The following is a 22027-nucleotide window of genomic DNA, read 5'->3' as shown; positions in this document are numbered from 1 at the left end:
CATGATGACCGATCTTTATCAGTCCCAACGCGCAATGCGGCAGATGCGCAGGCAGGCGATGCAACGCGGTGTTGTCGCCATTCTGGATGTAGGTAGTTCGAAAATTGCCTGTCTTGTGCTGCGGTTCGACGGATCAGCGCGGTTGAGCGAGGATAACACCATCGGTTCGATGGCCGGTCAGACTGGTTTTCGTGTCATAGGCGCGGCGACCACCCGGTCACGCGGTGTACAGTTTGGCGAAGTCACCGCCATGCAGGAAACCGAACGTGCCATCCGAACTGCTCTGCAGGCGGCGCAGAAAATGGCGGATATCCGTGTTGATCATGTGATCGCCAGCTTCTCGGGCGCGAACCCGCGTTCATACGGTCTGGACGCTCAGGTCGATCTGGAAGGTCAGGTCGTGACCGAGGCTGAAGTGGGCCGTGTTTTGAACGCCTGCGACGTGCCGGATTACGGGGCAGGGCGCGAGGTACTTCATGCCCAGCCCGTGAATTTTGCGCTCGACAATCGCTCAGGCCTGATCGACCCGCGCGGTCAGATGGGGCAGAGCCTTGCCGTCGACATGCACATGCTGACCGTCGACGCGACTGCGATCCAGAACATCGTGCGCTGCATTAAGCGATGCGATCTGGAACTGGCCGGGATTGCGAACTCGGCCTATGTGTCTGGGGTTTCCGCACTGGTCGAGGATGAGCAGGAACTGGGCGCGGCCTGTATCGACATGGGCGGCGGCACAACCAGCGTGTCGATTTTCATGAAAAAGCACATGATCTATGCCGATTGCGTTCGCATGGGCGGAGATCACGTGACATCGGACATCTCGATGGGGCTGGGCATTCCGGCCTCAGTGGCCGAACGGATCAAGACCTTCAACGGTGGTGTCCACGCGACCGGAGCCGATGACCGAGACCTGATCGATATAGGTGGTGATACCGGCGATTGGGAACATGACCGCCGCACTGTCAGCCGTGCCGAGCTGATCGGAATTATGCGGCCCCGCGTCGAGGAGATCCTCGAAGAAGTGCGCGTTCGTCTGGATGCAGCCGGTTTTGAGCATTTGCCCAGCCAGCAAATCGTGCTGACCGGCGGTGGCAGTCAGATCATGGGGCTGGACGGCCTTGCCACGCGCATCCTTGGTCAGCGTGTTCGCCTTGGGCGTCCGCTGCGCGTTCATGGCCTGCCGCAATCGGCGACAGGGCCGGGGTTCTCATCCGCCGTGGGGCTCAGCCTGTTCGCGGCGCACCCGCAGGACGAATGGTGGGACTTTGAAATCCCGGTCGACACCTATGCCGCGCGCCCGTTCAAACGCGCCGTGCGCTGGTTCCGTGACAATTGGTAAGGCAGGGATTGCGGCGCTGCTGGCGTTGCTCCCGCTGGCCGCACAAGCGCAGACCCGGATAACGCCCGAAGCGTTTCTGAGCGCGGTTCAGGGCAAGACCGTCATGTTCCACGACTATCCCACTGGCGAATTGGTGGGCACCGAGGAATTCCTCAGCCCCACGCTTTCAGTCTGGCGGATGGTGGGGCGGGGTTGCGTCTATGGTCAGATCACGACGCCCGACGGGCAGATCTGTTTTCTTTATGACGATGATGAGGACGGCATCCCCGTCTGTTGGTGGCCTTTCTTGCACGAAGACCGGTTAATGGTGCGGTTGGCGACTTTCACCCATTCCGAAATTCAAGAGGTCCGCAGTATCTCTGAGGACGGTCTGAATTGCCCAAGTGCCCCGATTAGCTAAAGAAATGGGTTGCAGCCGACCTGTTTATCCCGCAAGATATCCACATGGCCCGTCAGAGGCCCGCGGCAGGACCTGAGCAGTTTTCCGCAGTATGACAGTTTATGAGTCCCCTTGGTGAGGTGTCGGTTGATAGCCGCGCGTAAATCGCCTGTTTTGTGCTACATTGAGTTAATTGCGCAACATCTGGCAGCCTTTGCGAAATACTGCCGGTCAGCGCCTTATTTCCTCCATATTTTGTGGAAATACGCGATTTTTGGCGTGACGTTTGTCGTTTCGAGCGGTAGGATCGGTGAAGGATAGGTAAGAAAAACACCGCTTTGGCGGGTCAAAAAAACAGGCGGACAGAGCATGACATTGAATCTTTCGATGCCCGGGCACGACGAACTGAAGCCTCGGATTACAGTATTTGGCGTTGGTGGTGCAGGCGGCAACGCTGTCAACAACATGATTGAGAAGCAGCTGGACGGCGTCGATTTCGTGGTCGCCAACACCGATGCGCAGGCGCTGCAACAAAGCCAGTCTTCGGCGCGGGTGCAACTGGGTGTGAAAGTCACCGAAGGTCTGGGGGCAGGGGCCCGACCGACCGTAGGTGCCGCAGCTGCTGAAGAAAGCATTGAGCAAATCGTCGACCATCTGGCGGGCGCACACATGTGCTTTATCACTGCCGGAATGGGCGGCGGCACCGGCACCGGCGCAGCCCCGATCATCGCTCAGGCCGCGCGTGAGCTGGGTGTGCTGACCGTAGGTGTCGTAACCAAACCCTTCCAATTCGAAGGTGCCAAGCGCATGCGTCAGGCCGAGGACGGCGTTGAGATGCTGCAAAAGGTCGTCGATACGCTGATCATCATTCCGAACCAGAACCTGTTCCGCCTGGCCAACGAAAAGACGACCTTTACCGAGGCGTTCTCGATGGCGGACGATGTTCTGTATCAGGGCGTTAAGGGTGTAACCGACCTGATGGTGCGCCCGGGTCTGATCAACCTCGACTTTGCCGACGTACGTGCGGTGATGGACGAGATGGGCAAAGCGATGATGGGCACCGGCGAAGCAACCGGCGAAGATCGCGCGGTTCAGGCGGCCGAGAAGGCCATCGCCAACCCGCTGCTGGACGAGATCAGCCTCAAAGGTGCGAAGGGCGTGTTGATCAACATCACCGGCTCGCACGACCTGACCCTGTTCGAACTGGACGAAGCCGCCAACCGCATCCGCGAGGAAGTGGACCCCGAAGCCAACATCATCGTCGGTTCGACCCTGGATACCGTGATGGAAGGCGGCATGCGTGTGTCGGTCGTCGCAACTGGTATCGATGCCAGCGAAAAAAGTGAGGACGTTCCGGTTGCGCGCCGTTCGATGTCGGCCCCGCTGACCCGCACGGTTTCGGCTGAAGAGCCGGCGCAGGAAGAAGCTCCGGTTGCCGCTGAGACAGTTGAACAAGCGCCGCTGCCTGAAGTGAACCGCGAACCTTCGCTGTTTGAAACACCGGAAGAGCCCGCGCAGCCGCAGTTCCAGCCGCGTGCAGAGCGGGACGATGACGGTCTGCCGCCCCCGGCATACCAGCCGCGCGTCGCCGAATTCGAGCCGACCCCCGAACCGGTTGAGCCTGCGCCCGAGAGCTTTGTCGCTCCGCAGCCTCAACCGGCAGCGGGTACACCTTCGCCCGAGGCACTGCAGCGACTGCAGGCCGCCGTTCAGAACGTCCCGCCGTCCGAGCGGAGCCCCTCGATGGTTCGCCCTGCGGCCCCTCAACCGTCCCCTGCGCCGCAGGAAGAGGCGCATGACCGGCCCCGTTTTGGCTTCAATCGGTTGATCGACCGGATGACCGGCCATGCGGCCGATACACCGGCCCAACCGCCGCGTCAGCAGCCCGTAATGCGCCAAGCTGACGCTACGGCACCTGCGAGGGAAGAAGCAGACCCCGAGCAGGATCGGATCGAAATCCCCGCCTTTTTGCGCCGTCAGGCCAACTGATCGCGGTAACAAAATGATTGCAAAGGGTCGCCAAATGGCGGCCCTTTTCTTTTGTTTTACAGGGATTTAAAGGGGTGTAAGCAGGGATTTGCCGATCTGTTACATACATGTTTCATTCGGTTACAAAGAGTGAGTTGAGCCTTGACGCTGCCTTCCTTAACTGAGTGTCCAACACGGCCGAACCAGGTCGGACACCACTCTTCGAGGTTCAACTTGCAACATACGCTCAAATCTCCGGTCACGTTTACAGGCGTCGGGCTGCACAGCGGCAAGCCTGCGACGATGGTCCTGAAACCGGCAGCTGCCGGTCACGGCATCTGGTTCAAGCGGACGGATATTGAGCTGGGCAATGCCCTCATCCCTGCGATCTATGATGTGGTGGAGCGTACCCCGCTCTGCACCCGTCTGATCAACGATGCGGGTGTCTCTGTTTCAACTGTCGAGCATATCATGGCAGCTCTGGCTGGTTGTGGTGTTCACAACGCCCTGATCGAGATCGATGGTCCCGAAGTTCCGATCATGGACGGTTCGTCGATCGATTTCGTGCGCGGTATCATGGCAAAAGGCGTTCGCCGTCAGGCCAGCCCCGTTTTGGCTTACGAAGTTCTTAAGCCGGTGACTGCTGTGCGTGAAGGTGCCAGCGCATCGATCGCGCCTGCGGATGGGCTGATCATCGACTTCCACATCGACTTTGAAGACGGCGCGATTGGCAGCCAGACCAAGCGTCTGGACATGCGCAACGGATCGTTCGCGCGTGAACTCAGCGATTGCCGGACCTTCTGCCGTCGAACCGATGTCGAAGCGATGCGCGAAAATGGTCTGGCACTGGGCGGTACGCTGGAAAACGCAGTGGTTGTTCAGGGTGACGAGGTTCTGACACCGGGTGGTTTCCGTCATGCGGATGAAGCTGTGCGCCACAAGATGTTGGACGCATTGGGCGACCTGTATCTGGCAGGAGGCCCGATTCTGGGTCACTTCACCGGCGACAAGTCGGGTCACGCGATGACCAACACATTGCTGCGCAAGCTGTTTGAAACGCCAGGTGCGGTTCGCCCAATCCTGTGCACCCCCGAACAGGCGGCGCGCCTTCCGGGGCAAGGGCTGGTCTGGAACGAAATCCCGGAAGTCGCCTGATTGGATCAACTCTGACGACAATTCCGCCAGCGGGCGTATAAGGCGTTTTGCACCGGAATTATATGTGCTAGACCATGGCCCAAACCGGGGCAAAACCCCGTCAAGTAATACGACAAGGATAGGCGGAATGGTTGGCACCAAAGCGGCAGTCAGGTTCGCGAGCGCGATTCTTCTGACAGCAGTTTTGACGGCGTGCGCTGGAAAAGGCGCAGACCGCGATCAGAACCTGGAAGGGTTCACTCCCGAACAGATTTTCACGCGTGGCGAGTTTGAGCTGTCGCAGAATCGTTCGGACGATGCGGCGTGGTACTTCTCGGAAGTCGAACGTCTGTATCCCTATTCCGACTGGGCCAAGCGCGCGCTGATCATGCAGGCGTTCTCGTACCATGCGGACAAGAATTACGAGGAAAGCCGGGCTGCCGCACAGCGGTACATCGACTTCTATCCCACCGACGAAGATGCGGCCTATGCGCAGTATCTTCTGGCACTTAGCTATTATGATCAGATTGACGAGGTCGGGCGCGATCAGGGCCTGACCTTCCAGGCGTTGCAATCGCTGCGCACGGTGATCGAGGTCTACCCGGATAGTGAATACGCAACCTCGGCGGTGCTGAAATTCGACTTGGCCTTTGACCATCTGGCGGGCAAGGAGATGGAGATCGGGCGCTATTATCTGCGTCAGGATCACTACTCCGCAGCGATCAACCGGTTCCGGGTCGTGGTCGAGGATTTCCAGACCACATCGCACACGGCCGAAGCGCTCTATCGTCTGATCGAGGCATATCTGGCGTTGGGTCTGGTTGACGAGGCCCAGTCGGCTGGCGCGATTCTGGGTTACAACTATCAGTCGTCCGAATGGTATGATGCGGGCTACAAGCTGTTGACGTCGCGCGGATTGGATCTCAAGAGCCGCGGGAACAACTGGCTCAGCACGATTTATCGCCAGACCCTCAAGGGTCAGTGGTTGTAATCGCCATGGCCAAAGGGTTGGGACGCTAAGACCCGATGCTGCGCGCCCTCGATATCCGCGACATGCTGATCATCGACCGGCTGGAACTGACGTTTCAGCCGGGTCTGAACGCGTTGACCGGTGAAACCGGGGCCGGCAAATCGATCCTGCTGGATTCGTTGGGGTTTGTGCTGGGTTGGCGCGGACGGGCCGAATTGGTCCGGCAGGGCGCTGCACAGGGTGAAGTCGTGGCCGAGTTCGAGCTACACGAAGGCCATCCGGCGCACGGCATTCTGGCCGAGGCAGGATTGCCCGGGGGCGAGGAACTGATCCTACGCCGCGTCAATACGGCTGAAGGGCGTAAGACGGCGTGGGTCAATGACCGCCGCTGTTCGGGTGAGGTGCTTCGCGCATTGTCCGAAACATTAATCGAGCTGCACGGGCAGCACGATGACCGTGGCCTGTTGAACCCGCGCGGTCACCGGGCAATGTTGGACGACTACGCCGGGGCAGGGGATCACCTTGCCAGGGTAAGATCGGCCTGGTCCGACATGTCCCGTGCACGGAAGGCACTGGCCGAGACCGAAGCGGCCCTTGCCGCTATGCGCGCCGAAGAAGAGTTTCTGCGCCACTCTGTCTCTGAACTGGACCAACTGGACCCGCAACCGGGCGAGGATGCTGAACTCGACGCCCGCCGTCGCATGATGCAGGGGGCCGAACGTATCCGCGACGATGTCGCCCGGGCATTCGCCTTGTTGGGTGGTGACGGGGCCGAGGGCGCAATGGCGGACGCCGTGCGCTGGCTCGAAGGGGTCTCGGACAACGCGGGTGGTCAGCTTGAGGACCCCATTGCTGCGTTGGGGCGCGCGCTGATCGAGTTGGGTGAGGCGCAGGACGGTGTGAATGCCTGCCTTCAGGCTCTGGATTTCAATCCGGCAGAATTGGAGGCCGCCGAAGAGCGCCTGTTCGCGATCCGTGCGCTGGCCCGCAAGCACGATGTTGCCCCCGACGATCTGGGTGCATTTGGCGACACTTTGCGGGACCGGTTGAACCGGCTTGAGGCTGGGGATGCGGATCTGGCGGACCAACGCGTTGCCGTCGAAGCCGCGCAAACAGCCTATAATCACGCGGCGGCTGACCTTAGCGCCCTTCGTCAAAAGGCGGCAGGGCAATTGGATTCGGCCGTCATGACCGAACTTGCACCGCTGAAGATGGAGCGCGCGGTGTTTCAGACCGAAATCACTGCTGCCGACCCCGGCCCCGAAGGCACCGATGCTGTGGCGTTTACCGTTGCTACCAACCCGGGCGCGCCATCTGGTCCGTTGAACAAGATCGCGTCGGGCGGCGAACTCAGCCGGTTTCTGCTGGCGCTCAAGGTTTGCCTGACCGGTGACGACGGTGCCCGCACGATGATTTTCGATGAAATCGACCGGGGTGTCGGTGGTGCGACCGCCGATGCGGTGGGACGCCGACTGGCCTCGCTGGCACAGGGCGGGCAGGTGCTGGTCGTGACGCACTCGCCTCAGGTGGCGGCCCGTGCGGCGCATCATTGGCGGGTTCAGAAACAGGTCACAAACGGGCAAACGCTGTCCACCGTCGTGCCGTTGGCCGAGCCCGACCGCGTGGACGAGATCGCCCGCATGGTCGCAGGCGACACCATCACTGACGAGGCGCGCGCCGCTGCACGTGCGCTGCTGGACGCCTGACGCCATTCTGCCGCTTTCCTGTAATCAAACCGTCGCGATCCCACTTTTATAAGGGCGCTCCGTGGCTTACTAAGGGGAAAGACGTGATCCCCGAGGGCCAATGACCCAATCAACCCGCACCGTTCTGCGCAACCAGCTCAATCAGGCTCTGGCCGCGATCAAGGACGCTTGGCGGGTGATGCTGCGACGCGGTCCCAGCCAAATCCAGTTCTGGTTCATCGCACTGGCCATCGGGATCGCGGCGGGATTCATGGCGTTGGGGTTCCGCAAGGCGATCCGGGCGCTGCAGGCTTACATCTACGATACGGATGATATCCTGATGCTGCACAGCCATGTCGAAAAGCTGCCGTGGGTTCTGATTCTGATTATACCGATTATCGGCGGACTGATTGTGGGCGTGATCCTGCATAAGTTCACCGACGATGGTCGTGTACGTTCAGTTGCGGATGTGATCGAAGGGGCAGCGGTGACTGATGGCCGGGTCGAAGGCAAGGCGGGCCTTGCGTCGTTCTTTGCCTCGCTCATCACGCTCAGCACCGGGGGCTCCACGGGGCGAGAGGGGCCGGTCGTGCATATGGCTGGCGTGATCTCGACCTGGGTCAGCAACCGTATTCATGCCGATGGCATTACGGGGCGTGACCTTCTGGGGTGTGCTGTGGCTGCTGCCGTGTCGGCCAGCTTTAACTCTCCCATCGCGGGCGCTTTGTTCGCGCTTGAGGTTGTCTTGCGCCACTTCGCAGTGCATGCCTTCGCGCCGATCGTGATCGCCTCAGTGGCGGGGACGGTGATCAACCGGTTGGAATATGGCGACGTGACCGAGTTTGTTCTCGAGACGCCCGGTTCTCTGCAATTCTACGTGGAACTGCCCGCCTTTCTGATCCTCGGCCTGATCTGCGGTCTGGTGTCCTTGCTGCTGATGCGTTCGATCTTCTTTGCCGAAGATATCGGCAATCATATCCAAAGCCGTCTTTCCCTGCCGCGGTGGCTGCGCCCGGCTGTGTCCGGGGCAATGCTGGGCCTGCTGGCGATCTGGTTTCCGCATATCATCGGCGTGGGGTATGAAACCACGATCCGCGCCCTGACCGGTGATTTGACTCTGACGGTCGCCATCCTGTTCGCGGTGATCAAAACTGTTGCTTTGGCCATTACCATGGGAGGGCGCATGGGGGGCGGTGTGTTCTCACCCTCGCTTATGATCGGTGCGTTGACCGGGCTGGCCTTCGGGTTGATTGCAACTGGTTTGTTGCCGGATGTGTCAGGCACCCACACTCTGTATGCTTTTGCAGGTATGGGGGCTGTGGCGGCTGCCGTTCTTGGGGCACCAATTTCAACGACGATGATCGTCTTTGAGCTGACCGGAGACTGGCAGATCGGGATCGCGGTGATGGTTTCGGTCTCGATGTCGACCGCACTGGCCTCGCGCCTTGTGGATCGGTCGTTCTTCCTGACCCAGCTTGAGCGTCGCAATGTGCATCTGGCCGCCGGACCGCAAGCCTACCTACTAGCCATGCTGCGCGCCGGGGCGGTGATGCGCCCTATTGGTGATCCACGCTCGATCACGAAGGACCAAGCGCAGGAACTGATAGAGCAGGGCCTCTGCGTGCAGGCCGGAGATACTCTTGAGGCCGCGATGCCTTATTTCGACCGTGATGACATCCCTTGTATTCCAGTCGTTATCGTTGAGGACGATGGCATTGAAACTCCTGTCGGTGCGCTCTTTCACGTCGACGCCCTGAAGGCCTATAACCGGGCGCTGGCTGCCACAGCAGCCGAGGAGCACTCCTAACGCCGATATACCGTCGCAGTATCGCCAAGGTAATTGTTCCACGCAAACCAGTATGAGATATGGCCCGCGACCCTGGGCAGCTGTGCGCCGTCTGGCCCGATCAATGCTTCCTCGGTCATGGTCCATTTCCGGCCTGTTTCATCCACCAAACCGCCATCGGACGCCGTAAACTTGTGGGACGCACGCTCATACGCCCGCACGGCGCGTTTGTCCGAGTTCCCGATCAAAACCAGCGGTCGGTTGGCAATGGCGTCATTGATGACTCGCGCCTTGCTGAACGTATCCAGTGGCCATGCCCGCGCTGCGCCAAACTGGCGAATGGTGAAGACATAGTCCTTCTGTTGATGCCGGGACTGATCAACCAGCGCAGGGAACATCAACTCTGGTGAGGCGAAGTATTCGCGATAAACCACGCCGGACCCATAATTCCGCCGGTGCCCGGTTTTCAACGACAGTACCTGTGTCTTAGGGTGTGACGTTTTCCAGCTTTCCCAGGTGGTGATGACCACCGGCCGCTGCTTCAGCTCAATACCACTATCGACCAGGGGGCCAACAACCGGCCTGCCGGTGTACTGGTTCCACAAAGAATTCGTCTGGCGGTCGAACATCAGCTTGTTAGATCGGTACAGGAACCCGGATGACCCAAAGATCAACGGCTTCCCGCGACCCGGCACCTGCGTCTCAAACAAAATTCCGGATCCGCACAGCGTACAATAGGCCAGCGCCACCGGAACGCCACCGATCACCTCGTTGAACATCTCGTGCCAGCCCATGATCCTTAGCGGATAGGCCCGCTCGTCCCCATTAATCGATACGCCGAAGACCAGGTCATCGCCCTTGAGGTAGTCCGCACGCGCGGCAGGGATCAGTACCGGATTGTCCAGCGAGGGGATGCCGTCTTTGCGTACGCCGCCCCAGGCGATTTCCTCCAGACGGATTTTCATCTTGTCGGGCTGCAGGTATTTTAGGCGTAGAAAATCGTCGAAGTTCCCGTCGATTCCAAGCAGCACTTCGCGCTTGAACGGAATAAGAGACGGGTGGGGAACAATTTGCGGATTCCTTTCCTGCCATAACATCCAGTCGAACCAGTCTGCGCCGATGTCCTCTCCGGTCAAAGAGCGCATGACGCGCGCGATCTCGTTACTGCGACGCCTGCCGTATCGCATACCGGTCAGCAGGGCCGGGACAACGTCCGGATTGCCGCGCTCTGTCAGAAAGGCCATGCCTTGTTCGAATTCTGAGGCGCTTCCGAACAAGGTAGATCGCACGGCCTCCAGCACACGATCCTGCTGAGCGGACAGCGCACCGGGAAGTATGATCCCGACGCTAAGCGATCCGGCGAAACTGCGACGGGTAATCGGCATGGCATCCTCTGGTGATGTTCGGAAACATTGTGCACGTTTGGCGCTTCAAATGCATGCAACAGCCTCGTGAACGCGCCGTGATCATACCTGCATCCTGTCGCGCTGGACCATGTCGTAGGGTGCAACTGAAACTGTCGAACCGTCGAAGGCTGGGGTTTTGGGCAGTCTATTGTTGGTCCACTACGTGCACAGCGCGGGCCAAAATTGTGCTGTTGTTCCTGTTTTTTTAATCCGAACCCAGAAAATCGGTATTACCGGTAAAGTCTGCCACGATATCTTCACAAGTACATTACGAATTTAATTGTTCCCATGTGGGAGGCGAGGCCTGCCCAGTTTCAGAAACTTGGGCGTCATAACTGCATTGAATTAAACTTGAACAAGATCTCAGGTTGCGGGGTCACGTTTAAGTACTTTTTCTGCAACTCGCATTGCACCCCCTGTTTCAAACGCAGTTGGTTCCATTGCGGCCTTATGGCATGGACCTGTCGCCTGATCTTGGACCCGGAGATATGGAGTGACCCAGCCCGAAGAAATCCTCCTACTCGTTGGGAATTTGTTTCCTGTCCAAAATGATCAGCGTCATGTTCCAGAGGTGATCCGACACCTTGCTGGCGTTGCGGTGCCGGGCTGCGCAAGTAAGTTTTTTCAATCTAGACGTTTTCTATCCTGTCTATTTTCGACCATCCCAGAACGCGTATGCAGACAACCCAGGCCGCCCCGGTCTGGTCGGTGAGAGTCGTCGAACAAAGGTCCGTTTTGTGCGCGTATTTGACGAATGCGAGGCGGTTCAGGCCGACCTCCAGATTATTGGCGGCGTCAGACGCTAGCGTTTGGGCGGGGGGGAAGCGCGCCTCGTCTTTTGACTGGAACGAAAGATGCCCCCGACGTCGGTTTAGGGGCGATTGCACGGACCGTCGAAATTCGCTTGAGTGATATGGGCGATGTCGAATTGTGCGCAGGTCGCTTTCACCGCCTCGATAACGAAAAGAACTTTTTGAGCTTGGAGCTAAATGACGGCACGCGAACTCGGGCACGCCGTGTGTTTCTGGCGGCAGGGGTTCTGGGAACTGCGACTCTTGCGACTCTGCTGGCACGCAGTCTGCCGCAGATTGCCGATATCGGCTTTCAGGATCACGCGCCCTATAGCATCAATTGTCTCGGGCTGGGGCGGGCTCTGGGATCGCCGCAAAACTATGCAAACCGGGGAAGCTTCAATGCGCTGACACTCAAGCGCAAAAAGCTGGTCGATGCAATCTCATTGCATCTGTCTACGCCGTGTCACAAGCGCCGGTCAGCCTTGTGGCGACGATGTTGGGCCTTGGGCCGCGCTTGCGCGGGTGGCGCATGGGTCGTTTGTTGATTTCGTGCAGCCCGTCCGGATCTGGATACCCAATACATATGTGAAGATTCGCCACCAGCCACAACAAGGCCGCATTAATGTAACCCATGTCCCCGCACCCGAACAGGATGACGGTCTACAGTTTTTTCTGGACTGGCTCGCATCACACAGGGTGCGCTATAAACTGGTGGTTACCGCGCCCGGGGCAGGTTGTCCACTACCACAACCTGAAGCTGGGCACCCAAAACGAGCCTGTGGATCAGGCGGTTGAATCCGCCTTTCAGGGCAGGGCGCGGGTTATCGATGCCTCTTGCCTGACCAAAATCGGCTGCCCACTGCACACCCTGACATCCATAGCGCAGGCCTACGGGCATGTGCGCCATGACGTGGCCAGCACCGAACGGGTAAGAGAGGCCATCTGAGGCCCCATCTATCCTTAAATCTGCTCAACCTTCACAGAATCGACGCGATAGAACGCGACGTGGCCCTTGATCTCGGCCATTGCGGGAACCGGGTCTTCATAGCTCCAGGCTGCGTTTTCAGTCACAGAAGACTTGTTGACGATTGAGAAATGCGTCGCATCCCCTTTATGCGGGCAATGCGTGACCTTGTCCGTACGGTCCAGAAAGGCCATCCCGATATCGGCGCGAGGGAAGTAGATCACTGGTTCCAGATCACCTTCCAACAGTTCCAGTGCGTTCATGCTCTCTCCGAGAACCGCGCCGCCGGAACGAACACTCCATTTACCAGGTGCTTTACGGATTGTTATCTCAGTCATCTCTGCTTCTTCCCTCGTCTTTTTCTTCGGATCACTCCTCTGCCCGCTTTATGTGACAGTTCAGTGTCAGATCGGTGCAGTTGCGGCATCCAACCACAGTTGAGCGTCACCGCCCAGTCTTGGACGGACTTTTTCCGCAACGTCGCGGTGATAGGCGTTCAGCCACGCTCGTTCTTCCTGCGTAAGCATATCGACTACAATCAGCCGCCGGTCAATCGGAACGTAGGTCAGGGTTCGCCAATTCAGCATTGCGCGCTCGTCGTCCCCGCCGGGCAGGGCCGGGGCCTCTTGCACCACAACCAGGTTTTCGATCCGAATGCCAAAGGCACCTTCGCGATAGTATCCGGGTTCGTTTGACAGGATCATGCCCGGTTCCAGCGGCACATGGCTGACCTTCGACAGGCGCTGCGGTCCTTCGTGGACGCTTAGATATGCGCCGACCCCGTGGCCGACACCGTGATTGAAATCCTGACCAGCGGCCCACAAAGGCGCCCGGGCAATACACTCGATGTCTCGCCCGGCCAGCCCAACGGGCCAGCGCAGCATGGACATACCGATCATTCCCTTGAGTACGCGGGTAAAGCAAGCTTTTTCCTCATCGCCCACGTCCCCGATCGCGATGGTGCGGGTGATGTCCGTTGTGCCATCCAGATATTGCCCGCCGCTGTCCAGGACCAGCAGATGCCCGTTCTCCAGCCGACTGTCAGTTTCTTCGGTCACCCGGTAATGCATGATGGCGCCGTTGGGCCCGGTGCCCGCAATCGTGTCGAACGAGATGTCCTGCAAAGCGTTGTCCCGGCGGCGGTGCTCTTCAAGCCGCGTGACCACTTGCACTTCGCTCAGAGTGCCAGGAACCTGTGCGTCCAGCCAGCACAGAGTCTCAATGACGGCCACGGCGTCGCGCAGATGCGCCTCGGCACTGCCTGCGATTTCAGCCGGGTTCTTGCGCGCTTTTGGCAAGGCGCAAGGATCGCCCTGGTCCAGCATCTTGTCACCCAACACGTCCGCGACGGCCTGCGGCAGCGTCCCCAGATCGACCTGAACGGTTCCTTCCAGTTCAGCGACTGCGTCCAGAAAGGCCTGAGGTTTATGGACCTGCACCTGATTTCCGAGGTGATCGTCCAGCCCAGCCAGTTTTTGCGCTTCCATGAAAAGGTCGACCCGTCCATCCGCATGCAGAATGGCGAACCCATGCGCCACCGGGTTGTATCCGATATCCGACCCCCGAATATTCAAAAGCCACATGATCGAATCTGGCAGAGTAATGACCGCCGCAGTGCATCCACTTTGCCGCAGGTCGTCGGCCAGCCGCGTGATTTTGCTTGCGGCTGCTTCGCCGGCAAACTCAATCGGATGCGCCTTGACCGGGTTCATCGGAGGGTCCGGCTGATCCGGCCAGACCCGATCCACAAGATTGTCACTGCGCAACAGTTCGATGCCGCTTCCGTTCAACTCTTTTTGTGCGCTGGAAATCTGACCCGCCGCATGCAGCCATGGATCAAAGCCAACCTTGCCTCCGTCGGGCAGTTGTTCTTTCAGCCAAGCACTCAGGCCGGTTTCGGGCCATGGCACCGGCGTGAACTCGGCCGCGACCTGTGCTTTGACCTGCGTGCGATAGCGACCGTCGATGAATACACCCGCAGTATCCCTCAACGCCGCACAAAACCCTGCTGATCCGGTGAAACCGGTCAGCCAGGACAGCCGCTCATCCCGCGGTGCCACGTACTCACCTTGATGCGCATCTGCACGGGGGATCAGAAAACCATCCAACCCTTCTTTCCCCATCTCGCCTCGCAAGTCGGCCAACCGGGGTGGTCCCTGTTCCGGACGCGCTGTTACGGCAAAGGACTGAAACATCTCATACCTCTCTCGGATGGGGCTTACCCCTTCATCTTTTTAGAAATACTCCCGCCGGAGGCACAGCCAGCGTCAGCTGGCCTTTCTCATCCCCATCACCCGGGCCCGCGCGCGGGGATCGCTGTCGAACAGCGCCGCAAGTTGTTCGGTCATCGCGCCCGCCAATTGCTCGACATCCGTGATGGTCACTGCGCGGTCGTAATAGCGGGTCACGTCGTGGCCGATGCCGATGGCCAGCAGTTCGACCATCTTGCGCTTTTCGACCATGGAGATCACGTCGCGCAGGTGTTTTTCCAGATAATTCGCGGGGTTGACACTCAAAGTTGAATCATCGACCGGCGCACCATCCGAAATCACCATAAGGATCTTGCGCGCCTCGCGGCGGGCCAGCATCCGGCGATGCGCCCATTCCAGCGCCTCACCGTCGATGTTTTCCTTCAGCAGGCCTTCTTTCATCATCAACCCCAGATTGGGCCGCGCGCGGCGCCATGGGGCATCCGCACCCTTGTAGATGATGTGGCGAAGATCGTTCAAACGTCCCGGCTGCTGTGGACGGCCATCGTTCAGCCACGCCTCTCGCGCCTGTCCGCCTTTCCATGCCCGCGTCGTAAAGCCCAGAATTTCGACCTTCACGTTGCAACGCTCCAGCGTTCGGGCCAGAACATCAGCACAAATAGCGGCGATCGAAATCGGACGGCCGCGCATGGAGCCAGAGTTATCCAGCAGCAGCGTAACCACCGTGTCGCGGAACTCGGTGTCTTTTTCGACCTTGAAGCTCAGCGGAGTGGTTGGGTTCGCCACCACACGCGCCAGACGACCGGCATCGAGGATGCCTTCTTCGCGGTCGAACTCCCAAGAACGGTTCTGTTGTGCCTGCAACCGGCGTTGCAGCTTGTTGGCCAGACGGCTGACCGCACCCTTCAGCGGCTCAAGCTGCTGGTCCAGATAGGCGCGCAGTCGTTCCAGTTCGGCGGGCTCTGCCAAGTCCTCGGCCGCGATCTCTTCGTCATAGGTGCCCAGGTACACCTTGTAATCCGGATCGGCCTCGGACGCCGGCGGTGGGGCAGGTGGCTCCAGTGGGGCCTCGCCTTCCGGCATCTCAGCCTCATCGCCCATCTCATCCTCGGCCATCTCGTCCATCGAGACCTGAGCCTGAGATTGATCCTGCTGCTCTTCCTGTGTCTGCTCAGGGGTCGCGTCGGACTCTTGCTCGTCCTGATCATCCTGACCGGTGCTGTCGGGATCGGGCTGTTCCTCGGCGTCGTCCTCGGCCTGATCTTCCTGGTCGTCGTCCAGCTCATCCGGGTCTTCGCCCAACTGGTCGCCGTATCCCAGATCCTTAATCACCTGCCGTGCGAATTTGGCGAATTCCGCCTGATCCGAGAGGATCTCTTGCAAGTTGTCTAAGGTGCCTCCGGCCTGTTCTTCGATGAAACCGCGCCAGAGGTTCATGATGTTCTCAGCCGCAGGCGGCAAGCCCCGCCCGGTGGCAAGGTGCCGGATCAGATACCCGGCAGCGACCGATAGCGGCGCGTCTGCAGGCTGCTTGCACTGGTCGTACCCGCGCCGCAGCGCCTCGTGCCCGATCTTGACGTCGATGTTGGAGGCGGTGCCGGGCATATCCCGCGCGCCCATCGCCTCACACCGGGCAACCTCCATCGCCTCATACAAATCCCGCGCCATATCGCCCGGAGGGGCATAGCGCGCGTGGGTCGCGTCGTCATGGTATTTGCGCTGCAAGGCCAGAGCATCAGCCGTTCCGCGTGCCAGCAGGACCTCTTCGCGGGTCATACGGCGAGAGACCTGCGGCAGACGCATTGATTCACCCGACAGACCGGACGGGTCGACGGTATAGCTCACCGATAGCTCAGGATCGTCGGCCATAACCTTGGTGGCTTCGGCCAGAGCCTTTTTGAACGGATCGGCGGGGTTGTCGTTTGGTTTGCTCATTTTGGTTTTCCCGAGTCCGGATCGGAGTATTGGGCGAAGACAGTATCTGGGTCCTGTTGCAGCAGATATCTGCAGTGCACCTGAGAATTCTGGCTTGGATTCAGGTCCGAGACAACGGATTTCGGCGTTTCCCATTGCTGTGCAATGATGCCGACGGGTACTTCATCCAGTTCAACCACCCAAGTTGCCTTGCCTCCTGAAATACGAGCCAAATAGTCTCGCGACAGAATGGCTTTGCATAGATCAAAGCCCGTGACAGGTGCAGGAACGGTAAGAACAGAACGATGAGGTGCAGACACATCATCCCCTGCTGCGACGCTATCCCGCGTCAGCGACAAAGAATAATGTGCGCCGTTCATCACCCCAGGCTCACGCTTGCTGCGCTTTCCGGCAGTTCTTCATCGAAGCAGCGCTGATAGAACTCGGCCACGGTCTGGCGTTCCAGCTCGTCACACTTGTTCAGGAAGGACAGGCGGAAGGCATAGCCTACGTCGCGGAAGATCTCAGCGTTTTGTGCCCAGTTGATCACGGTCCGGGGGCTCATGACGGTGGACAGGTCACCGTTCATGAAGGCGGTCCGGGTCAGGTCTGCAACGGTGACCATCTGGCTGACGGTCTTGCGGCCCTTCTCGGTGTTGTAGTGCGGTGCCTTGGACAGAACGATCATCGTCTCGGCATCGTGGCTGAGGTAGTTCAGGGTCGAGACCAGAGACCAGCGGTCCATCTGCGCCTGGTTGATCTGTTGCGTACCGTGGTACAGGCCGGTAGTGTCGCCCAGACCGACGGTGTTCGCAGTGGCAAACAGACGGAAGTTCGGGTTCGGGGTGATGATTTCGTTCTGATCCAGCAGGGTCAGTTTACCGTCATGCTCCAGCACGCGCTGGATGACAAACATCACATCCGCGCGGCCTGCGTCGTATTCGTCGAACACGATGGCAACGGGGTTGCGCAGGGCCCAAGGAAGGATGCCTTCGTGGAATTCGGTGACCTGCTTGCCGTCGCGCAGTTTGATCGCGTCCTTACCGATCAGGTCGATCCGGCTGATATGACTGTCGAGGTTTACGCGAACGGCAGGCCAGTTCAGGCGGGCGGCGACCTGTTCGATATGGGTTGATTTGCCCGTGCCGTGGTAGCCTTGGATCATAACGCGGCGGTTGTGCGAAAATCCTGCCAGAATTGCCAGAGTGGTTTCCGGGTCGAACTTGTAGGTCGGGTCGATGGCAGGCACACGGTCGCTGCGGTCAGCAAAGCCCTTGATCGCCATGTCGGTTTCAATGCCGAACACGTCACGGACCGAAATATCCTCGGTGGGTTTTGCGTTGATATCGATCGATCCGTCAGCCATTCGCCTTGTCCTTATCCTTTGGCCCGCATTGCCGGGTTTGAACCTGTGTGTGGTGCAACATATTGCGGGCAAGGGCAAGGGAAAGCCGCCCGCGTCGGGACTTAGGCGGATGTTTCTTTGAAACTGGCCTTATCGACGCGAGGAGTTGGTCAATCGAGGATCGCGTTACGGACCCGGATCAGGCTGCGTTCATCGACGAAACGGGGCGTAGTGTGCATATATTCCTGAAACGCGCGGCCGTATCCCTGCAGCAGCCAGCGTTCTTCGTTCAGAACGAATAAGAAGTAGATCACGAACAGTGTCGCAGCCAATCCCAGCGTCACCCAGGACCCGCTGGTTATACCCAGACCCACCGTGGCCAGAACCGACGTCACATACTGCGGGTTGCGCGAATAGGCGTACATACCGCCGGTCACCAGCCCGTCGCTCTCGCAATAGGTGTTGTCGAGGCCCAGAAAACGATAACCCCAGAGGGTGATCCCGAAGGACAGCACCATGATGGGAATGCCGATCACATAACGCACCCAATGGCCCCAGCCGTTCACCCAGACCTCGGACAGGGCAAAAACCACCGTCGCTCCGCAATACAGGCGGAACAATCCAAAGGCCGCATGGTGCCGCCAACCGCTGGCGCTGGGCCAGAGACCCAATTTGGGAAGGTGCAAGTTCAGCGCGAGGTATGCGCTGAGTAACATTGCTGAACCAAGGGCAACCAGCAGGGCAATCGAGTGTAAGGGATTGATGAAGTGTTCCATATCGCTTTCCAATTGGCACAAGTCTCAGTTCGGATATGGGCCCTTGCTACGGGCCATGCGACAGGCCGTAACAAGGGTATGTAACAAGTTGAGTAAAACCGCCTACGGCATTTCAACTACACTCAGATCCCGCGGGCCCGGTGCAAATTTGCAATTTTCGCCAGCGACTCTAACCTTCAATCAAAGAACAGAATGTGTGTATTTGTTTTGACCATGTGGGCGCAGGTTCAGTCAGGATTTTGCTGGCGAGGATGCGGTCGCGTCGAGTGAGGGTAACGGGTATGGTTTCTACGCCGATTGATCCCTTAAAGGGAGTTACCGTTACTGTGTCCGGGGACACAACGGGGACTGTAACCGGTGACCCTCCACTTCCTGCGATGGGTGACCTGGATGGCAATGTCTCAGTTCCGAACGATAATTGGACCGTCATTGGAGATTTTTTTGAAATCTCTGATCAGCCTGACAACGGAACGGCATCGATCAACCTCTTCACCGGAGAATGGACCTATCAAGTCGATCCCGATTACTACGACAGTCTCGATCCGGGCGACATCGTAACGGATACATTCCAAGCCCGTGTCGTCGGGGTCGCCCTCAATCCGGCTGATCAGTTTGTCAGCGGCGAGGCTTTTCAAACGGTCTCCATACAAATTGAAGTCGTCTGCCACTTGTTGGGTACGCTGATCCGCACTCCTGACGGAAACGTGCCGATCGAACATCTTAGCCCGGATGACCTTGTTTCCACAATGGACCACGGGGCGCAGCCAATTCGGTGGGCAGAGTCGGCATTCCTTTCGCCTGAACAGCTTGAAGAAAACCCGGATCTATACCCGATTGAGATTTCGAGGAACGCGCTTGGTCCGAATTGCCCCAAGCGGGATTTGCGTGTTTCGCCGCAACATCGAATGCTTGTGACCGGACCGTTTGTCGAACTGTTGTTCGGCGAAGCACAGGCCCTGGTCGCCGCCAGACATTTGGTCGGGCTCCCCGGGGTGCAAGTCGCCAAGCCAGCGGACGGGGTGACTTATGTCCACGTCCTGTTGGATCGGCACGAGGTTTTGTTCGCCGAAGGAGCGCCGTCTGAAAGCCTCTACCTTGGAGACGAAGCTTTGGTTGCGATGAGTTCTGAAGGTATACAAGAACTTCGTGAAATATTCGGGTCAAAGCTTGACAGCGCTTCCCAAGGATTTCCGTCTCTCGCACGACGCTCGCTCAAGGCTTATGAGGCACAGGTCTTGCAAGCTGAGTGGGCAAACTCTACGAAACCTCCGAATTTTCAGGGCTGAGCTGTTTCTTACGCTGTGCAAGAATGTGCGTTGGAGACGTTACTTGAAGTTCCGGCTGTCCTTGATCTGATCCCAGGCCCAGACGACCTCTTGCAACTGCTCTTCCTGCGAGCGGTCGCCGCCGTTCATGTCCGGGTGCAGCACTTTGATCAGTTTTTTGTACGCCTTGCGGACCTCGGCCTTTGTCCAGCTGTCGTTGGCTTCCAGAATCTCAATCGCGCGGCGCTCGGTGGGGGGTAGGCGACGACCGCCGCCGCCAGAGGTGCGTCCCTTGTTCTGGGTGCTGTTCGCGCCAAGTACCTGGTGTGGGTCCTCGATGCCCAGTCGGGCCCAGGCGCGCGCCTCAGGGTCGCCCATCGGCTTGGTCTCTCGCTCCCACACTTTGTCCTTGGACCGCTGCGCGTTCAGCTCGGCTTCGGTGGTTCCGTCGAAGAAATTCCACTTGTTGTTGTATTCGCGAACGTGCTGCTGGCAGAACCAGAAGAAGTCATCCAACACATCAGGGGCCTTGGGCGCGCGGAACTTGCCCGGTTCATTGCAGCCTTCGTGATCGCAAATACGCGTCGAGGTTTCAGACGCGCCCGACATGCCCCGACGCCCGCGCGGGTTCTTTTTCTTGGCGCTGGAAACGGACATATCGAATCCGAAGGGGTCTGATTTCGTCATGCTCTGATCCTTACGAACACATCTTTTCGACTCGGAGGCAGCAGTTTAGTCTAAGCAGCCGAAAGTAGAAGAGGGGGGCGGTAAATTTTTTACCGCTGAGCGAAAAAATGACTGTGACCGACGAGATCCGATCCTGCCTGCAGGCCGCGTTCGACCCGCGTGAGCTGGAAGTTGTGGATGACAGCGAAAGCCATCGCGGTCATGCCGGGTATCAAGAGGGTGGTGAAAGCCACTTCAACGTCCGCATCCGTGCCAGTGCATTCGAAGGGCAGTCCCGCGTTGCCCGCCACCGTGCCGTTCACAAGGCCCTGGGCGATATCGTTCCCCGCATTCACGCGCTGGCGCTGGATATTGATTCCTAATCACGCTTGGCGCTTTGGTCAGGCGGCCAGCGCAATTGCCTGATTAACTGCGAATCCCCGGTTTATCGCGCGATAGGTGGGGAAGGGCTGCCTGTGCGTTGCATCGATTTCCCGCTGTATCCATTCCTGTTCTTCCAGCCGGTGGAGCGACGTCGACAATGCCCGATCCGAGATTGTGATCAGACCGGATTTGAGTGCCGAGAAACGTTGCGGTCCGTCCGTCAGCGCCAGAATGGGCGCGGTCCAACTGCGGCGCAGCAGAGCGAATTCTTTTTCATTCGGCACCGCATTTACGATCCGGCTGGCCGTTTCGGCCGTCGGCACACCAATTTGCGTCAGCCGGAATTCGGGTCTTAGCGGGTGCCCGTGGCCGGGATTCCGTTCCAGAAGTCCAAGCTGAATCAAGTGATCAAGGCTTTGGGCAAAAGACGTTCGACTGGCCGTTGTCGCAGCCAGCAAGGGTGCCTGACGCCCCGGAATGCCCGCGTGCATCAACGCCAGAATGTTCAGGGACCAAGCGCGGGACGTGAGCTTGACAAGAATCGTTATGTCCATAAAGTATAGTTACTTTATTTTTAAACCAAAGGAAAGTTCTATGCCGCTTGTCTCATTGGAAAACACGATAACTCTGGCCATGTCCGTCAAGGATAGACACGTCAGTGCTAAATGGTATCAGGCCAAGCTGGGTTTTGAGCTGATCCACCACATCGATGAAGCCGGGTGGAGCGAGATGAAGACTAAAACCGAAGGCGTGACATTGGGTCTGGGCGAACAGGCAGAGCCCGCGCCGGGCAATACGGTGCCAGTGTTTGGGGTGTCTGATATCACGGTGGCCCGGAAGGCTTTGGAAGCTTCGGGCGTCAGGTTCGATGGTGAAACGGAAACCATCGAAGGCATGGTCAGCACCGCGACCTTTTACGACCCTGATGGCAATGCGCTGATGCTGGCGCAAGACCTGAGCCAGGCAGCGAACGCGGCAGAGTAACTCTGATTGAGGGTCTGAAAGCGCAAAGACCTACGGACCAGCTTTTGGGGGCTGGTTA

General features: G+C 58.8%; 21 protein-coding genes. 12 read left to right on the top strand and 9 right to left on the bottom strand.

From position 1 onward, the window contains the following. The first annotated feature begins 4 nt into the window (after positions 1-4). The 7 genes from ftsA (at position 5) to MHN28_RS05855 (ending at position 9282) form a co-directional block, all read left to right on the top strand. Complete coding sequence (ftsA, locus tag MHN28_RS05885; protein ID WP_239337666.1) at positions 5-1339, top strand: cell division protein FtsA; 1335 nt, start codon at positions 5-7, stop codon at positions 1337-1339. Next, on the top strand, positions 1326-1739 hold the full coding sequence (locus MHN28_RS05880) for a hypothetical protein (RefSeq protein WP_239337072.1): 414 nt from the start codon (positions 1326-1328) through the stop codon (positions 1737-1739). Before ftsA ends, MHN28_RS05880 begins: the two co-directional genes overlap by 14 nt. Before the next feature lie 348 nt (positions 1740-2087). Further along, positions 2088-3707 (top strand): cell division protein FtsZ, encoded by a 1620-nt coding sequence (gene ftsZ, locus MHN28_RS05875; RefSeq protein WP_239337070.1) that lies wholly within the window; start codon positions 2088-2090, stop codon positions 3705-3707. A gap of 213 nt (positions 3708-3920) precedes the next feature. Then, the gene (gene lpxC, locus MHN28_RS05870) at positions 3921-4841 is read left to right on the top strand and encodes a UDP-3-O-acyl-N-acetylglucosamine deacetylase (protein WP_239337069.1); all 921 of its coding nucleotides are present in this window, start codon (positions 3921-3923) and stop codon (positions 4839-4841) included. A 127-nt stretch (positions 4842-4968) separates the two neighbouring features. Further along, positions 4969-5811, top strand: coding sequence for an outer membrane protein assembly factor BamD (locus MHN28_RS05865; RefSeq protein ID WP_239337068.1), 843 nt, complete (start codon positions 4969-4971; stop codon positions 5809-5811). 35 nt (positions 5812-5846) lie between these two features. Next, entirely contained in the window at positions 5847-7496 is a 1650-nt protein-coding gene (gene recN / locus MHN28_RS05860) for a DNA repair protein RecN (RefSeq protein ID WP_239337067.1), read from the top strand. Between the two features lie 100 nt (positions 7497-7596). Continuing rightward, complete coding sequence (locus MHN28_RS05855) at positions 7597-9282, top strand: chloride channel protein (RefSeq protein ID WP_239337066.1); 1686 nt, start codon at positions 7597-7599, stop codon at positions 9280-9282. Here the strand turns inward: MHN28_RS05855 and MHN28_RS05850 are convergent. Beyond that, positions 9279-10646 (bottom strand): DUF3179 domain-containing protein, encoded by a 1368-nt coding sequence (locus tag MHN28_RS05850; RefSeq protein ID WP_239337065.1) that lies wholly within the window; start codon positions 10644-10646, stop codon positions 9279-9281. The genes MHN28_RS05855 and MHN28_RS05850 overlap by 4 nt on opposite strands. Before the next feature lie 859 nt (positions 10647-11505). On the opposite strand from MHN28_RS05850, the gene MHN28_RS05845 reads away from it, so the two are divergent. Both MHN28_RS05845 and MHN28_RS05840 read left to right on the top strand, forming a co-directional pair. Then, positions 11506-12006: a hypothetical protein gene (locus MHN28_RS05845; protein ID WP_239337064.1), complete on the top strand. Its 501-nt coding sequence runs from the start codon at positions 11506-11508 to the stop codon at positions 12004-12006. A 107-nt stretch (positions 12007-12113) separates the two neighbouring features. Further along, on the top strand, positions 12114-12407 hold the full coding sequence (locus MHN28_RS05840; RefSeq protein ID WP_239337063.1) for a hypothetical protein: 294 nt from the start codon (positions 12114-12116) through the stop codon (positions 12405-12407). A 14-nt stretch (positions 12408-12421) separates the two neighbouring features. Here the strand turns inward: MHN28_RS05840 and MHN28_RS05835 are convergent, their stop codons facing one another. The 6 genes from MHN28_RS05835 to MHN28_RS05810 form a co-directional block, all read right to left on the bottom strand. Further along, positions 12422-12763 (bottom strand): DUF427 domain-containing protein, encoded by a 342-nt coding sequence (locus MHN28_RS05835; protein WP_239337062.1) that lies wholly within the window; start codon positions 12761-12763, stop codon positions 12422-12424. A 66-nt stretch (positions 12764-12829) separates the two neighbouring features. Further along, on the bottom strand, positions 12830-14620 hold the full coding sequence (locus MHN28_RS05830; protein WP_239337060.1) for an aminopeptidase P family protein: 1791 nt from the start codon (positions 14618-14620) through the stop codon (positions 12830-12832). Between the two features lie 72 nt (positions 14621-14692). Then, positions 14693-16570 carry a cobaltochelatase subunit CobT gene (gene cobT / locus MHN28_RS05825; protein ID WP_239337057.1) on the bottom strand — a complete coding sequence of 626 codons (1878 nt, stop codon included), beginning with the start codon at positions 16568-16570 and terminating at the stop codon, positions 14693-14695. Further along, positions 16567-16929 carry a hypothetical protein gene (locus tag MHN28_RS05820; RefSeq protein WP_239337053.1) on the bottom strand — a complete coding sequence of 121 codons (363 nt, stop codon included), beginning with the start codon at positions 16927-16929 and terminating at the stop codon, positions 16567-16569. The genes cobT and MHN28_RS05820 overlap by 4 nt, the downstream gene beginning before the upstream one ends. Then, positions 16929-17915: a cobaltochelatase subunit CobS gene (cobS, locus tag MHN28_RS05815; RefSeq protein ID WP_239337051.1), complete on the bottom strand. Its 987-nt coding sequence runs from the start codon at positions 17913-17915 to the stop codon at positions 16929-16931. The genes MHN28_RS05820 and cobS overlap by 1 nt, the downstream gene beginning before the upstream one ends. 149 nt (positions 17916-18064) lie before the next feature. Then, on the bottom strand, positions 18065-18670 hold the full coding sequence (locus MHN28_RS05810) for an isoprenylcysteine carboxylmethyltransferase family protein (protein ID WP_239337049.1): 606 nt from the start codon (positions 18668-18670) through the stop codon (positions 18065-18067). 326 nt (positions 18671-18996) lie between these two features. On the opposite strand from MHN28_RS05810, the gene MHN28_RS05805 reads away from it, so the two are divergent. Beyond that, entirely contained in the window at positions 18997-19956 is a 960-nt protein-coding gene (locus MHN28_RS05805) for a Hint domain-containing protein (RefSeq protein WP_239337047.1), read from the top strand. Positions 19957-19995: 39 nt separating this feature from the next. Here the strand turns inward: MHN28_RS05805 and MHN28_RS05800 are convergent, their stop codons facing one another. Continuing rightward, positions 19996-20622: a J domain-containing protein gene (locus MHN28_RS05800; RefSeq protein ID WP_170422646.1), complete on the bottom strand. Its 627-nt coding sequence runs from the start codon at positions 20620-20622 to the stop codon at positions 19996-19998. A gap of 107 nt (positions 20623-20729) precedes the next feature. On the opposite strand from MHN28_RS05800, the gene MHN28_RS05795 reads away from it, so the two are divergent. Next, positions 20730-20984, top strand: coding sequence for a BolA family transcriptional regulator (locus MHN28_RS05795; protein ID WP_239337045.1), 255 nt, complete (start codon positions 20730-20732; stop codon positions 20982-20984). Positions 20985-21002: 18 nt separating this feature from the next. Here MHN28_RS05795 and MHN28_RS05790 read toward each other — a convergent pair whose 3' ends face one another. Next, on the bottom strand, positions 21003-21539 hold the full coding sequence (locus MHN28_RS05790) for a winged helix-turn-helix transcriptional regulator (protein WP_239337044.1): 537 nt from the start codon (positions 21537-21539) through the stop codon (positions 21003-21005). Positions 21540-21579: 40 nt separating this feature from the next. Here MHN28_RS05790 and MHN28_RS05785 point away from each other — a divergent pair, with 40 nt between their 5' ends. After that, a complete protein-coding gene (locus MHN28_RS05785; RefSeq protein WP_239337043.1) occupies positions 21580-21969 on the top strand; it encodes a VOC family protein in 390 nt (129 codons plus the stop codon). Positions 21970-22027: the final 58 nt, after the last annotated feature.

This window comes from Ruegeria sp. Ofav3-42 (genome assembly GCF_022347725.1).
Classification (GTDB): Bacteria; Pseudomonadota; Alphaproteobacteria; order Rhodobacterales; family Rhodobacteraceae; genus Ruegeria.
Note: the sequence above shows the minus strand (reverse complement) of the source record. Positions and strands in the feature narration are given on the sequence as shown.

Bases quoted from the DNA above. Each gene is read 5' to 3' on its own strand.
- ftsA (WP_239337666.1), top strand. From the start codon at position 5: ATGACCGATCTTTATCAGTCCCAACGCGCAATGCGGCAGATGCGCAGG.
- ftsZ (WP_239337070.1), top strand. From the start codon at position 2,088: ATGACATTGAATCTTTCGATGCCCGGGCACGACGAACTGAAGCCTCGG.
- MHN28_RS05865 (WP_239337068.1), top strand. From the start codon at position 4,969: ATGGTTGGCACCAAAGCGGCAGTCAGGTTCGCGAGCGCGATTCTTCTG.
- recN (WP_239337067.1), top strand. From the start codon at position 5,847: ATGCTGCGCGCCCTCGATATCCGCGACATGCTGATCATCGACCGGCTG.
- MHN28_RS05855 (WP_239337066.1), top strand. From the start codon at position 7,597: ATGACCCAATCAACCCGCACCGTTCTGCGCAACCAGCTCAATCAGGCT.
- MHN28_RS05850 (WP_239337065.1), bottom strand. From the start codon at position 10,646: ATGCCGATTACCCGTCGCAGTTTCGCCGGATCGCTTAGCGTCGGGATC.
- MHN28_RS05840 (WP_239337063.1), top strand. From the start codon at position 12,114: ATGACGGTCTACAGTTTTTTCTGGACTGGCTCGCATCACACAGGGTGC.
- MHN28_RS05835 (WP_239337062.1), bottom strand. From the start codon at position 12,763: ATGACTGAGATAACAATCCGTAAAGCACCTGGTAAATGGAGTGTTCGT.
- MHN28_RS05830 (WP_239337060.1), bottom strand. From the start codon at position 14,620: ATGTTTCAGTCCTTTGCCGTAACAGCGCGTCCGGAACAGGGACCACCC.
- cobT (WP_239337057.1), bottom strand. From the start codon at position 16,570: ATGAGCAAACCAAACGACAACCCCGCCGATCCGTTCAAAAAGGCTCTG.
- MHN28_RS05820 (WP_239337053.1), bottom strand. From the start codon at position 16,929: ATGAACGGCGCACATTATTCTTTGTCGCTGACGCGGGATAGCGTCGCA.
- cobS (WP_239337051.1), bottom strand. From the start codon at position 17,915: ATGGCTGACGGATCGATCGATATCAACGCAAAACCCACCGAGGATATT.
- MHN28_RS05810 (WP_239337049.1), bottom strand. From the start codon at position 18,670: ATGGAACACTTCATCAATCCCTTACACTCGATTGCCCTGCTGGTTGCC.
- MHN28_RS05800 (WP_170422646.1), bottom strand. From the start codon at position 20,622: ATGACGAAATCAGACCCCTTCGGATTCGATATGTCCGTTTCCAGCGCC.
- MHN28_RS05795 (WP_239337045.1), top strand. From the start codon at position 20,730: ATGACTGTGACCGACGAGATCCGATCCTGCCTGCAGGCCGCGTTCGAC.
- MHN28_RS05790 (WP_239337044.1), bottom strand. From the start codon at position 21,539: ATGGACATAACGATTCTTGTCAAGCTCACGTCCCGCGCTTGGTCCCTG.
- MHN28_RS05785 (WP_239337043.1), top strand. From the start codon at position 21,580: ATGCCGCTTGTCTCATTGGAAAACACGATAACTCTGGCCATGTCCGTC.